At 73.6% G+C, this 13,579-nt stretch carries 11 protein-coding genes; 7 read left to right on the forward strand and 4 right to left on the reverse strand.

Annotation, left to right across the window (positions count from 1 at the left end; genetic code table 11):
- Nucleotides 1-352 precede the first annotated feature (352 nt).
- The 3 genes from ACWF9Z_RS03080 to ACWF9Z_RS03090 are packed head-to-tail and all read left to right on the forward strand — an operon-like array spanning nt 353 to nt 3,839.
- Nucleotides 353-1,879: a peptidoglycan-binding protein gene (locus tag ACWF9Z_RS03080; RefSeq protein ID WP_453596843.1), complete on the forward strand. Its 1,527-nt coding sequence runs from the start codon at nt 353-355 to the stop codon at nt 1,877-1,879.
- Entirely contained in the window at nt 1,876-2,580 is a 705-nt protein-coding gene (locus ACWF9Z_RS03085; protein WP_453596845.1) for an ABC transporter ATP-binding protein, read from the forward strand. The genes ACWF9Z_RS03080 and ACWF9Z_RS03085 overlap by 4 nt, the downstream gene beginning before the upstream one ends.
- Complete coding sequence (locus ACWF9Z_RS03090; protein ID WP_453597212.1) at nt 2,577-3,839, forward strand: ABC transporter permease; 1,263 nt, start codon at nt 2,577-2,579, stop codon at nt 3,837-3,839. Before ACWF9Z_RS03085 ends, ACWF9Z_RS03090 begins: the two co-directional genes overlap by 4 nt.
- Nucleotides 3,840-3,942: 103 nt before the next feature.
- Here ACWF9Z_RS03090 and ACWF9Z_RS03095 read toward each other — a convergent pair whose 3' ends face one another.
- The 3 genes from ACWF9Z_RS03095 to ACWF9Z_RS03105 form a co-directional block, all read right to left on the reverse strand.
- Nucleotides 3,943-4,380: a hypothetical protein gene (locus tag ACWF9Z_RS03095; protein ID WP_453596847.1), complete on the reverse strand. Its 438-nt coding sequence runs from the start codon at nt 4,378-4,380 to the stop codon at nt 3,943-3,945.
- A 222-nt stretch (nt 4,381-4,602) separates the two neighbouring features.
- Entirely contained in the window at nt 4,603-5,949 is a 1,347-nt protein-coding gene (locus tag ACWF9Z_RS03100; RefSeq protein ID WP_453596849.1) for a hypothetical protein, read from the reverse strand.
- Between the two features lie 348 nt (nt 5,950-6,297).
- Nucleotides 6,298-7,677: a transcriptional regulator gene (locus ACWF9Z_RS03105; RefSeq protein ID WP_453596850.1), complete on the reverse strand. Its 1,380-nt coding sequence runs from the start codon at nt 7,675-7,677 to the stop codon at nt 6,298-6,300.
- A 221-nt stretch (nt 7,678-7,898) separates the two neighbouring features.
- Between ACWF9Z_RS03105 and ACWF9Z_RS03110 the strand changes: the two genes are divergently transcribed.
- The 4 genes from ACWF9Z_RS03110 to ACWF9Z_RS03125 all read left to right on the forward strand — a co-directional run bounded on the left by ACWF9Z_RS03110 (nt 7,899) and on the right by ACWF9Z_RS03125 (nt 12,291).
- Entirely contained in the window at nt 7,899-8,579 is a 681-nt protein-coding gene (locus ACWF9Z_RS03110; protein ID WP_453596852.1) for a bifunctional DNA primase/polymerase, read from the forward strand.
- Between the two features lie 183 nt (nt 8,580-8,762).
- Nucleotides 8,763-9,662 (forward strand): ABC transporter ATP-binding protein, encoded by a 900-nt coding sequence (locus ACWF9Z_RS03115; protein WP_453596854.1) that lies wholly within the window; start codon nt 8,763-8,765, stop codon nt 9,660-9,662.
- 74 nt (nt 9,663-9,736) lie between these two features.
- Nucleotides 9,737-11,377 carry a transporter gene (locus ACWF9Z_RS03120; protein ID WP_453597214.1) on the forward strand — a complete coding sequence of 547 codons (1,641 nt, stop codon included), beginning with the start codon at nt 9,737-9,739 and terminating at the stop codon, nt 11,375-11,377.
- Nucleotides 11,378-11,526: 149 nt separating this feature from the next.
- Entirely contained in the window at nt 11,527-12,291 is a 765-nt protein-coding gene (locus ACWF9Z_RS03125; RefSeq protein ID WP_453596856.1) for a class I SAM-dependent methyltransferase, read from the forward strand.
- An 85-nt stretch (nt 12,292-12,376) separates the two neighbouring features.
- Here ACWF9Z_RS03125 and ACWF9Z_RS03130 read toward each other — a convergent pair whose 3' ends face one another.
- A complete protein-coding gene (locus ACWF9Z_RS03130) occupies nt 12,377-13,249 on the reverse strand; it encodes an alpha/beta fold hydrolase (protein WP_453596857.1) in 873 nt (290 codons plus the stop codon).
- Nucleotides 13,250-13,579 lie beyond the last annotated feature (330 nt).

The following is a 13,579-nucleotide window of genomic DNA, read 5'->3' on the forward strand; positions in this document are numbered from 1 at the left end:
GCCAATGAATAGACAGCCAATCCACAAGATCCTTTGATGTGGCGCCCGTCACATATCGAAGAAGTCGCCGCGGGCCGCATACCGGGTTCTCCCGGAACCCGCCGACACGTTGAGGGTCCTGGAGTCGCCGATAAAACGGAATGGGCAATTTTCCAGCCACCCTGCCCGGTTGGCGCAAAACGAGATCACCCAAACATTCACCCTCCCGGGGATTCTGATCCGGTTGCCCTTTCGCGTCCCCCGGTGCGACCATCTCCTCATCGCACCACCGATTCCGAGGTGACGGGACCGCACGGCAGAACCTTGCATTCCGAATTCACCGCGGAAGAGACCGCGAGTTCTCGGGGGGCCAATGAAATTCCATGCTGTCCGGGGCCGGGCCGTCGTCTGGGTGGTCGCGGTGGCCGTACTGCTGGGCATGGGCGGGGTGGTCGCCGCGCAGTTCATCACGTCGCCGGGGGAACGGGCGGCCGAGACGGACCCGCCCGCTCCCTCGGTGATCACGGTGCCGGTCGAACTGCGCCGGCTGACGGACACCGTCGTGGTCCGCGGGCAGGTGTCGGCGGAGCAGACGGTGAACGTGGCTCCGCAGCCCGGCGGCGGCAAGGACGGGGCCGGCAAGCCGGTGGTGACAGGGGTGCGGGTGAAGCCGGGCGATGTGCTCCGGTCCGGACAGGTCCTGATCGAAGTCTCCGGGCGGCCGGTGTTCGTCCTGGCCGGGGAGGTCCCGGTGTACCGCGACCTGAAGCCGGGCAGCGAGGGCCGCGACGTCCGCCAGCTGCAGGCCGCGCTGGCCGCGCTGGGCTGGAAGTCCGCCCCCGACAAGGAGGGTTCGTACGGCGCCGGCACCCGCAAGGCCGTCGAGAGCCTCTACGAGCGGCTCGGGTACGAGGAGGTCGAGTCCCCGGACGCGGGCGAGGAGCAGCTGCGGGCCGCCGAGGACCGGGTCACGCGGGCGGACCGGGCCGTGAAGTCCGCCGCGGACGCACTGGCGGCCGCGAAGGAGGGCGGCGGGCGGACGGGGGCGGGGCAGCCGCCGGGCGGCGGCGATCCCGTCAAGTCGGCCCAGCAGCAACTGGCCTACGCCCATGAGGACTCCGTGCGCGCCGGGAAGGACCTGGACGGGCTGCGGGCGAAGGCGGGGGCCATGGTCCCGGCGGCCGAGGTGGTGTTCCTGCGGGGCTTCCCCGGGCGGGTCGACGCGGTGGGCGCGCAGGTGGGGGGCGAGGTGAAGGACAAGGCGGTCACCATCTCCGCGGGCGCCCTGGTCGTCAAGGGCCAGCTCGCTCCGCACGAGAAGGGCCTGGTGCGGCCCGGCATGAAGGTGGGACTGCTGTCCGAACTGGCGGGAACCACCGCGGAGGGGACGGTGACCTCGGTCGTCGACAAGCCGTCCGCCTCGGGCGACGAGCAGGGCCAGGGCCCCGGTACCGGGGCGCGCGCGCGGACCTTCGAGATGGTCGTCACGCCGGTCAGCGCGCTGGATCCCGAACTCGCCGGGCAGGACGTCCGGCTGACGGTGGAGGCGGCGTCCTCCGAGGGCGACGTGCTGGTGGTGCCGCTGTCCGCGGTCTCGGCGGGCGCGGACGGCCGGACCGTCGTGACGGTGCAGGCCGCGGACGGCAGGCAGCACCGGGTCGAAGTGCGCCCCGGCACCACCGGAGACGGCTACGTGCAGGTCACCGTGGTCGGCGACGGACAACTCGGTGCGGGGGAACGGGTGGTGGTCGGGGTGCGGCACGGCGGAGGCGAAGGAGGCGGAGGAGGCGGAGGAGGCGGATCGGGCACGAGTGCGGGTGCGGGTACGAGCCCGGGTACCGGTACGGGCGGCGGGCCGGGCACACCGGACCCCGGCGCACCCACCGGTGATGCCCGGTGAAGGCCGCAACGGCAGCGGACGCGGCACCGGTCATCGTGTTCCGCGAGGTCGGCCTGACCTACCCGGGGCCGCCGCCGGTGGCTGCCCTGCGTCCCGTGGAACTGCGGGTCGAGCAGGGTGAATTCGTCACGATCGTCGGCCCGTCCGGGTCCGGCAAGTCGACGTTCCTGAACGTCGCGGGCCTGCTGGACCGCCCCACCTCGGGCACCTACGTGTTGGACGGCATCGACACCGGCACGCTGAAGGACGCCGGGCGCACCGCGCTGCGCGGGACCCGCATCGGCTTCGTGTTCCAGGCGTTCCACCTCCTCGCGCACCGCAGCGCGCTGGAGAACGTCGAACTCGGCATGCTCTACTCCGGCATGCCGCGCGAGGCCCGTACCGCGCGGGCGCGCGACGCGCTGCTCCGGGTCGGGCTGGGGCACCGGCTGCACGCGCTGCCGTCGACGATGTCCGGAGGCGAGCGGCAGCGTGCCGCCATCGCGCGGGCGTTGGCACCGCGTCCGGCGCTGCTGCTGTGCGACGAGCCCACCGGGAACCTGGACAGCGCGACCGCCGCCGACGCGCTGGCGCTGCTGGAGGAGCTCAACGCGGACGGCATGACGATCCTGCTGATCACCCATGACCCGGCGGTCGCCGCGCGGGGCAGCCGTACGCTCACGATCCGCGACGGCGTCCTCACCGAGCGGGCGTGCTCATGACGGGCGGCGAACCGCCCGCCGAGGACCGTCCGGCCCCGGCGGTGCCCCGGTCCCGGCTCCGCGCACGCGATCTGCTCGCGGAGGCCGTCGCGGGGATGCTCCAGCGCCCGGCGCGCTCGGCGCTGACCACGCTGGGCACCGTGCTCGGGGTCGGGACGTTCGTCGCCGTCCTCGGCCTGACCGCGACGGCGACGGGCCAGATCGGTGAGCGGTTCAACGCACTGACCGCGACCGAGGTCAGCGTGGAGGACACGGGCGGCGGCCAGGACACGGTGATGCTCCCGCTCGCGTTCACCCCGGATGCCGACGCCCGGGTCCGCGCGCTGAACGGGGTGACCGGTGCCGGCGTCTACTGGCCGGTCGGTCTCCCGGTCGGCGCCACCGTGCGCGCCGCACCGGTCGGCCGCGACGCCGACGGCCGGCAGACCCAGGTGGTCGCCGCGTCCTCCGGCGTCCTCTCGGCGGCGGGGGCCCGCTTCGCCGAGGGCCGCGCGTGGGACGGCTTCCACGACGCGCGCGCCGAACAGGTCGCCGTGATCGGCCCCGCCGTGGCCGCCCGTCTCGGCATCACCACGCTGGACACCCAGCCCGCGGTCTTCATCGGCGACATCCCCTTCACCGTCGTCGGCATCCTCGCCGGCGCCGACCGCAAGGCCGAGCTCCTGCTCTCCGTCCTCGTCCCCCGCACGACCGCCGAACGCATCTGGGGCCCGCCCGTCGGTGGCCAGCGGGCCGCGATGCTCGTCACCACCCGGCTCGGCGCCGCACGGCAGGTCGCCGACGAAGCCCCGTACGCGCTGCGGCCCGAGCATCCCGAGTACTTCAGGACGATCCCGCCGCCGGACCCGCGTACCCTGCGCGACGACGTCACCTCCGACCTGGGCGCCCTCTTCCTCCTCCTGTCGGGGATCTGCCTGGTGATCGGCGCCGTGGGCATCGCCAACACCACCTTGGTCGCGGTCATGGAGCGTACGGGCGAGATCGGCCTCAGGCGGGCCCTCGGCGCCCGCGGCCGCCACGTCGCCGGCCAGTTCATCGCCGAGTCCGCCGCCCTGGGCGGGCTCGGCGGCCTGGTCGGGACCAGCCTCGGCATCATCGCGGTCGTCGCCACGAGTGCCGCCCGCGACTGGACGCCCGTCATCCATCCGGCCACGATGGCCGCCGCGCCCGCCATCGGCCTGCTCACCGGCCTGCTCGCCGGTCTCTATCCCAGCTGGAGGGCGGCGCGCGTCGAACCCGTCGAAGCGCTCCGCCGCTGAGCGCGGGGCACTGCGACGAGGCCGAGGCAGACGTCTGCGCCCCGTGGGGTCAGGCCGACGTCACGCATTCAAGTTCAGTGGCGCCACGGGCACCCGAGGGCTGTCAGGAATGCAACGGGACCAACTGGCTCCCCCACAAGGCCCAGTACTGGGCCTGGTGGCCCGGATCATCGGTGAACGTGTAGCGCACGTCGCCCAGAGTCGCCGTGGCGTGGTGATCACCCGTCAGCGTGGACCAGTGCTTGTAGATGCCCGGACTGTCGTACGCGATGCAGTCCGTCCAGGTGTAATCGTCTGCCGCCAGCTTGATCTCTTTGCTGCTGCCCGGGGTCCCGCCGAACATCACGCTTTGCCAGTCGTACCAGTACTGAGCGAGAGTGATGCGCTTGGACATGCACGATATGGCATCGGTCGTCGGATATGTATCGAAAATCTGCCGACGCGTATTGGTCGCCGTCGAGTACGCCGACGCCGAGGGCGCGATGGCCATCAGGGCCGCGGAAACAACCGCGACGACGGCCAGACCTGCTTTTTTGTGCATGGTTCCCCTCATCTGACACTCGGGAGCAAGAACGTGCAATGGGACCGGAATCTACTCCATCTCCCGCTGAGTGAAGCCGAGTTGACCCGGCGCGCCCGCCTCTCGGACCCGGCCGCCGTCCTCGCCCCCGTGAACGCACGAGGCCCCGCACCACCTCGGGGAGCGTGATGCGGGGCCGTACGGATGTTCTCTGAGCGGACGGCGGGCGGTCACGCCCGCCGGCTACAGCTGGCTCTTGTCCCGCTTGGTCAGGTTGTACTTGCCGGCGATCGCGTTCCACATGCCGGCCGCCGACTCCTTGGCCTTCGTGGCCTCACCGCTCGCCTTGTTGCCGGCGGTGTCGCTGCCGGTGGACTTCGCCTTCCCGTCCTTGCACTTCTCGGGGTCGGCCTTCAGGTCGTCCGCCCAGGCCGCGTAGCTGTTGTCGGCCTCGGCGGAGGACTTCCACGCCTTCGTGAGGGCGTCGCTCAGCTTCGTGTGGTCCGGGAGCTGGTCCACCTTGAGCTCCTGGAGCCGGGTCACCAGCTCCTCGCGCTGACGGGCCGCGTCGCGCAGGTCGATGGCCGCCTGGTCGAGGTTGCGGCAGCCCTTGACGTCCTCCACGGCCTTGATCACCGAGGCGCGGCTGTCGTTGCTGTCCGCGAGCAGCTTGTCCAGCTGGACGGCCTGCGGCTGGGCCGGGTCGATCGGCGCCTCGCCCCCGGCCTTGGCCGAACCTCCGGCGGTGGGGGTGCTGGCCTGCGCACCGGGGTCGTTGTTCTGGGCCTTGTCGTCGCTGAGCACCGCGCCGACGCCGAGTCCGACGACGGCCAGGCCGATGACGACGGCGGCGATGATCGCGGGCGAGACCCTGCGGGCGCCGGCGGCCTCCGGCGGCGCGAACTGTTGCGCCTGCTGCGGGAACTGCTGCTGCGGATGGCCCTGCTGCGGGTACCCCTGCTGCTGCGGCTGCTGGTGCTGCGGCGGCCGCTGCTGCTGCTGCTGCTGAAACTGTTGGGGCTGCTGAGGCGGGTACGGTCGCGGCTGCTGCCTGCGGCCCACCGGCTCCTGCGCGGGCGGCACGTGCTGGGGGTCGCCGCGGAACAGCCCGTCGAACCCGGCGGCCGGGTCCGCCGGAGCCGCGGGCACCGGCGGAAGGTACTGCGTCGCCGCCTCCTGGTGCCCGGGAGCGGCCGGAACCGGAGCGATGTACTGCGTCGCCGCCTCCTGGTGCCCGGGAGCGGCCGGGACCGGAGCGATGTACTGCGTCGCCGCCTCCTGGTGCCCGGGAGCGGCCGGGACCGGAGCGATGTACTGCGTCGCCGCCTCCTGGTGCGCGGGGGCGGCCGGAACCGGAGCGATGTACTGGGTGACCGCCTCGGGCAGCGGCGGATAGCCGTAGCCGTGCGGCTCGCCCGGGCCCTCGTAACCGGGGCCCAGGACGTGACCCTGCGGGTAGCCGTAGGAGGGGCCGTCGGGCGCGGGGTAGCCGTAGGAGGGCTCGCCGCCCGCGAGCCGGCCGTCCGCGGGCCCCGCATCGGAGGGCCGGCCGTGGGGGTACTCCGGCTGCGCGTCCGGCTGCGCAGGCATGGGAGGGCCCCACGGCGTGCCGGCCTGGGGGCTTCCGCCCTGGCCGCCCTGGGCGCCCTGTCCGCTCTCCGTCACCGGGTCTCCCTCTCCGACCTGTCCGAACCTTCGGATCGTCGGCTCACGCTACCCGGTCTCACCGGTTCCCCGTCAGGCATCCCCCTTCCCGCTGCCGGACGGCTCCCCGGTCACCGGTCCCGACGGCGGCCGGTCCACCGGCCCGGGCACCGGTCCGGACCGCCGTCGGGACGGCCCTCACGACCCCTGCCGCGCCCCCCTTCGGGACACCGCCCGCGACACCGCCCGCGACACCTGCGAGGACACCCGTCACGACATCCGTGAGGACACCCGTCAGGACACCGCCTCCAGGCGCGCCCCGAACTCCCGCACCGCCGGCTCGTCCCGGTACGGCTCCACCCGCGTCCGGAAGTCCTCCAGGTACACCGCACCCCGGTTCGACCGGATCCCCGCCAGGACGTCCGCCGCCTGCGCGGCCGTCTGGCAGGCCGCCTCGACCTCCCGTTGCTGCACCCGCGCCGCCGCCAGCAGGAGCAGGCCGATCGCCCGGCGCCGCGCCTTGCCCTCCGGAAGGTCCCGCAGGGCCTCCTCCGCCCGCCGCGCCGCCGCGTCCGCCTGGCCCAGGTCCCGGTGGCAGTGGGCCAGTTCGTCGGCGAGGTACGCCCGGTCGAAGTGGCCGATCCACACCGGGTCGTCGCCCGATTCCGGCTCCGCCCGCTCCAGCGCCGTCATCGCCCGCGAGGACAGCACCGCCGTCGCCCGCACGTCGCCGAGCAGGGCGTGCCCGCGCGCCTCGGCCGCGTAGAACATCGCCTCCACCCGCGGGGTGACCTGCCCGCGCGTGCCCTCCTGCGCGGCCCTGGCCAGCTGCGCGATCTCCCGGGGATTGCCGAGCTCCGCCGCCAGGTGGCTCATGGAGGCCGCCAGGACGTAGCCCCCGTACGCCCGGTCACCGGCCGCCTGGGCCAGCCGCAGCGCCTGGATGTAGTAGCGCTGCGCGAGCCCCGGCTGGCCCGTGTCCACCGCCATGTAGCCCGCCAGCTCGGTCAGCCGGGCGACCGCCGCGAACAGCGCGCGGCCCACCGGTTCGCGGTAGGAGCCGCCGATCAGTCCGGAGACCACCGAGTTGAGGTAGTGCACGACCACCGGCCGCACGTGCCCGCTGCCGAAGCGGTGGTCGAGCTCCTTGAGCGCCTGGGTGGTGGCCTGGACGGCCTCCACGTCCGACATCCCGACCCGCGAGCCGCCGCTGCGCGCGACCTGCGCGTCGGCCCCGGTGATCAGCCAGTCGCGGCTCGGTTCGACGAGCGCCGAGGAGGCCACGCTGGACCCGGAGAGGAAATCGCGGCGGCCCACGTCGCTGCGCCACAGCTCGCAGACCTGCTCGATCGCGCCGACGACGGTCGGCGAGAACTGCAGGCCGACCCCGGAGGCGAGGTTCTTGCCGTTGGCCATGCCGATCTCGTCGATGGTGACGGTCCGGCCGAGCTTGCGGCCGAGCGCCTCGGCGATGATCCCCGGGGCCCGGCCGCGCGGCTGCTGGCCGCGCAGCCAGCGCGCCACGGACGTCTTGTCGTAGCGAAGGTCGAGACCGTGTTCGGCCCCGCACATGTTGACGCGCCGGGCGAGCCCGGCGTTGGAGCACCCGGCTTCCTGGATGAGCGCCTGCAGCCGTTCGTTCGGCTGGCGGGCGACGAGAGGCCTGGCTGCCATGAAAAACCCCCAGAGGCCGCGGGTGACCGATGGAATGATCACTTCCCGCCTGTTGTGCGGGGAATCTTCCCCATTGCGTGCTGTCGCTACCCACCTCCGGCGCCCCGCCCTCCTACGCGCCCCCCGCGATGCACCGATGCGCCCCGCATGCAGGATCGATGCTCCGGCTCCCGGCTGGTTTACGCCCGTAACCCCCGGTGACCGCGAGAGTTGTGTTGCACGTGGAAGAGACCATCGGAGTCACGGAGACCGCGCCCATTCCCCTGCAACGCAGGGAGCCGCTGCTGGACCATGCCTTGCGGTACACGGAAGAACGGCACTGGGATGTCTTCGCCGGCACCTGGCTGGAGTCCGCCGACGGGCGGGAGCAGTGCTCGTGCGGGGCGGCCGACTGCCCGACGCCGGGCGCGCACCCGTCGGTGAAGGAGTGGGCCTCGCTGGCCTCGGGCAGCGCCGTGCAGGTGCGGCGGCTCTGGAGCAAACACCCGAAGGCCTCGATCCTGCTGCCGACCGGCCGGACCTTCGACGCGCTCGACGTGCCGGACGCGGCCGGGTTCCTGGCGCTGGCCCGGCTCCAGCGCATGCAGCGCCCCCTCGGGCCGGTGATCGCCACCCCCGCCGGCCGGATGCTGTTCTTCGTCCTGCCGGGGGCCGGGGCGAAGGTGCCGGACCTGCTGCGCAAGCTCGGCTGGCAGCCGCCCCAACTCGACCTGCACACGCGGGGCGAGGGCGAGTACGCGACCGCGCCGCCGACCCGCATCGGCGGGCGCGGCTCGGTCCAGTGGGCGCAGCCGCCGACGTCCGCGAACCGGTGGCTGCCGGACGTGGAGGAGCTCATCGACGCACTGGCGTACGCGTGCGGCCGCGAGGCGGCGGCGGAACGGGCCCGGCGCGGGGCGTGACGCGGGACCCGGCGCGGGACGCATCGGGGCCCGGGCGGGACGCGGAGGCCGGGGCGCGGAAGCAGGGGCGCGGACCGGACATTTCCGCCGGGAAACTCATGACATAAGTAACTGCTCCGCCCTCTCCCCCTCCTCCTATGGTGAGGAAAGCAGGACACGGGGAACAGAACGAGAGGCAGGCGCATGTCGGACCAGGGCGCCCGGACGGTCGGTACGGACGGAGTGGGTGGCGGCGCGCGGACCGCGCCGCCGGCCGCGGCCGCCGTGCGGGTAGAGGGATTGTGGAAGCGGTTCGGCGAGCAGGTGGCCGTCGCCGGGATCGACCTGGAACTGCCCGCCGGGCAGTTCATCGGTCTGGTGGGACCGAACGGCGCGGGCAAGACGACCACGCTGTCGATGGTGACCGGGCTGCTGCGCCCCGACATGGGGCGGGTGACCGTCGCCGGACACGACGTCTGGGCGGACCCGGTCGAGGTCAAGTCACGGATCGGCGTCCTGCCCGAGGGGCTGCGTCTCTTCGAGCGCCTGTCGGGACGCGAACTGCTCGGCTACATGGGCCGGTTGCGGGGGCTTCCGGGCCGGGAGACGGACAGCCGGGCCACCCAGCTGCTCGAGGTCCTCGACCTGGCCGGTTCGCAGAACAAGCTGATCGTCGACTACTCGACGGGCATGCGGAAGAAGATCGGCCTGGCGGCCGCGCTGCTCCACAACCCCGAAGTCCTCTTCCTGGACGAGCCGTTCGAAGGCGTCGACCCGGTGTCCGCGCAGACCATCCGCGGAGTGCTGGAACGATTCACCTCCTCCGGGGCCACGGTCGTCTTCTCCTCCCACGTCATGGAGCTCGTCGAGTCGCTGTGCGACTGGGTCGCCGTCATGGCCGCCGGCCGGATCCGGGCCGCGGGCCCGCTGGCCGCCGTACGGGGCGACGCGCCCTCACTGCAGGCCGCGTTCCTCGAACTGGTCGGCGCGCAGGGACGGGCCACGGGCGATGCGCTGGACTGGCTCGGCGGCGGCGCGTCCGCGGTCAAGGGCGAGACCCCGGGCACGGGCACCGGCACCGGCACCGGATCGGGCGTCCGATGAACACGTCCCCGTCCGCGCCCTCGTCCTCGTCCTCGTCCTCGTCCTCGTCCTCGTCCTCGCACGCTCCCTCGCCGGTGGCCGTGGCCGGCGCTCCCGCCCCCGCGTCCGCCCCGGTTGCCCTCATCCCGCTCTTCGTCCGCATCAAGCTGTCGCTCCTGCGCAACGGCCTCAAGGGCTCCTCCAAGCGCAAGGCCGCGTACTTCGGCGCCCTCGCCTTCGCCCTCGTCGCCGCCTTCTTCGTCACGCTCGGCCTCGCCCTGCTGCGCGGGAACGAGCACGCGAGCGCGGTGGTCGTCCTGCTGGCGGCGGTCATCGCCCTCGGCTGGACCTTCATGCCGCTGTTCTTCCCGACCGGCGACGAGACCCTCGACCCGAGCCGGCTGGTCATGCTGCCGCTGCGCCCGCGCCCGCTCGTACGGGCCCTGCTGGTCTCCTCCTTCGTCGGCATCGGGCCGCTGTTCACCCTGTGCCTGGCCATCGGCTCCGCGATCGCCCTCGCCCACGGCCCGGCGGGCACCGTGGCGGCCGTCGTGGCCGTACCGCTCCTGCTGCTCGGCTGCGTCGCCCTCGCCCGCGCGGTGGCCACGGCCAACGTCCGGCTGCTGACCAGCCGCAAGGGACGCGACCTCGCGCTGCTCAGCGGCCTGGTCATCGCGGTGGGCGCCCAGGTGGCGAACCTGGCGGGCCAGAAGCTGTTCCAGTCCGGCGGACTGGAACGGCTGCAGCCGGCCGAGGAGATCGTCCGCTGGCTGCCGCCCGCGTCGGCCATCGGCATGGTGGACTCCGCGAGCCGGGGCGCGTACGGGACGGCGGCGGCCCAGCTGGCCGTCACGCTCGCCGCCCTGGCGCTGCTCCTGCGGTTCTGGGAGCGCACCCTCACCCAGCTCATGGTCACCCCGGACGGCTCGACGATCGCCGCCGCCAAGCCGAGGAAGGAGCGGGGAGCGAACGCCGCCGGCGGCACGGGCACGCGGTCCCTCCTCCCGGACGACGGCCGTACGGGCGCGGTCGTCCAGCGCACGCTGCGCTACATCGTCCGCGATCCGAAGACCAAGGCGGCCTGGGTGTCGGCCCTGGCGGTCGGCGCGATCGTGCCCGCCGCGAACGCCCTCCAGGGCGCCGGATCGGTCTACCTGGTCTGCTTCGCCTCGGGCATGCTCGGCATCCAGATGTACAACCAGTTCGGACAGGACGGCTCGGCGTTCTGGATGGTCGCGCAGACCCTCTCGAGCACGCGCGACGCGTACGTGGAACTGCGGGCGCGCGCCCTCGCCCTCGCCCTGATCACCGTCCCGTACACGGCCCTGGTCGCCGCCATGACGGCCGCCCTGGTCGGCGACTGGCCCGGCTTGCCCGGCGGCCTGGGCCTGGCGCTGGCCCTGCTCGGCTCCATGCTGTGCACCGGAGCCCTGGCCTCGGCCCGCTTCCCGTACTCCATCCCGACGGACGGCGCCTTCAAGAACGTCGCCCCTGGCCAGGGCGCCCTGGCGTGGATGGGCATCTTCGGCGGCCTGATCGCCTCGGCGCTGATCTGCGCCCCGCCGATCGCCCTGGCGATCTACCTCCAGGTGGCGGACCACCACGCCCTGACCTGGATCCTGCTCCCCCTGGGCGCGGCCTGGGGAACGCTGGCCACCTGGTCCGGTCTGCGTCTGGCGGCCCCGACGGTGGCCCGCCGCCTCCCGGAGATCCTCCTGGCCGTCAGCAAGGGCTGAGGCGGGACGAGCCGGCCCGGTCCGTCCACCGGGACGCGGCCGGGCTACTCCAGCGGGGTCAGGCGCTCCGCGCGGTGCGTGGGGGCGGCCGGGGGGCGGGGCTAGGGTCGGGGCCTCCGCCGACGGTGCGCTCAGGAACGAGGAACACCATGCCCGCGCAGGACACCGCCCTCTCCCTCCCCCTCGCCGCCCCCGCCGGGCCCTCCCCCACGCTGCTTCCGCTGGACCGGCTCGACGAGATCGAGGGCTGGTTCTTCCCCGCCGACCACCTGGTCTTCGACTGGCTGCTGCGCCACGGGCGGACCGGGGGACAGCGGGGCGACCTGCTCGAACTCGGCGTCTACCAGGGCAAGAGCGCCGTGTTCATCGGCGCCTACGCGGCCCCGGACGAGGAGTTCACGGTCTGCGACCTGTTCGACTCGCCCGCCCCGGACGCCTCCACGGCCGCCGAGATGCGGGCCTACTACGCCACGCTGACGCGCCGCGCCTTCGAGGCGAACTACCTGCGCTTCCACCCCCGGCTGCCCACCGTGGTCCAGGGCCCGTCCTCCGTCATCACCGCCCATGTGGAACCGGGCAGTTGCCGCTTCGTGCACATCGACGCGTCCCACCTGTACGAGCACGTCCGGGGCGACATCGCGGCCGCGCGCAGCCTGCTGGCGCCGGACGGCATCGTCGCCCTGGACGACTTCCGCAGCCCGCACACCCCGGGCGTCGCGGCGGCGACGTGGGAGGCCGTGTTCACGGCGGGCCTGAAGCCGGTGGCGCTGACCGAGAGCAAGTTCTACGGGACGTGGGGCGACCCGGCTCCCGTGCGCACCGCCCTGACCGCCCACCTCGCCGCCCACCCCGCCTTCTGGGCCGTGGAGGAGTCGGTGGCCTCCCACCCCTTGATCCACATCCACAACCGCTGAACGACGGGGGCCGGTCCCGGTGCGGGGGCGCGGGCCGGCGGGACCGCCGCGGGGGCCCGCCCCGCGCACGGTCCCCCGCCCGGCCTCACGCCGTCGCCTTGATCCCCTCCAGGAACGGCTCCACCGCCGCGCGCCAGGCGGCCGGCTGGTCGTAGTGGAGGTAGTGGCCCGCGTCGGGGATCTCCGCGTACTGGCCCGCCGGGAGGACGCGGACCATTTCCTGGGCCTCGGCCCGGCCCAGCTCGCCGTCCAGGCCGCGGACGACCAGCGTCGGGCAGCGGACCTGGGCGAGTTCCTCCCAGTGCGCGTCGTGGACCCACGTCTCCCGCGCGGTCAGCATCTGGCGGCGCGAGAACAGCGGGCGCCAGCCGTCCTCCGCCTCGTGCATCACCTCGGCGAAGAACCGGCCCCGTCCGGGATCCGGCCGCTCCACGCGGGGGTCGTCCTCGCCGAACCAGCGGCGGGCGGCGTCCTGCGTCGGGAAGGGGAGCGGCCAGCCGAGGAACCAGTCCTCCCACTCCTGCTGCGAGGCCTCACCGAGTGCCGAGGCCCGCATGTCGCAGATGACGAGCGCCGCCACCAGGTCGGGGCGGCGGGCCGCGAGCTGCCAGGCGGTCAGGGCGCCCATGGAGTGACCGATCAGGGTCACGGGGGCGAGGCCGAGCTGCTCGATGACGGCTTCGGCATCGGCCACGAAGGCCTCGCGTCCCAAGGGCGTCGAGCTGCCCGGCGCGGCGGGCGGGCGCTCGCTCTGACCGTGGCCGCGCTGGTCCAGGGCCACGACGCGGCGGCCCTCGGCGAGCCAGCGCGCGGTGCCCGCCCAGTGGAACGCGCGGCCCATCAGGCCGTGGAGTAAGAGGGCCGCGGGCTCGCCCGACGGCTCCGCGGCCGCTTCCCGGAACTCCCAGGCCGCCAGGCGTACGCCATCGGCTCCTGTCACATCGAAGCGCTGAACCACCGCCGATGCACCCCCTTCGCTCCCGGCCACAGTATCGAACCCGCATTCGAAAACCGGGTTCTCGCCGACAACACCGCTCTTTCGAGTGACCTTGCTCAAGGATTGGCCGCCGCTGCCGATGGAGATCCTTTCAACAGGGAGGCGGGCCGCTCGGGGAAGACGGTCCGAAGGGGACGACCTTGAGAGCTCGGGGCTCCAGGTCACCAGGGGAGGACTGGTGGGGGGGGGGGGGGGGGGGCGGCGGGGCGGGGGGCGGCCCCCGCCCCCCCCCCCCCGCCCCGCCCCCACACGCGCGGGCGCGCCCCGCGCGGAGCGGCGAGAGGCGCTCAC

The organism is Streptomyces sp. NPDC054961 (assembly GCF_053609145.1).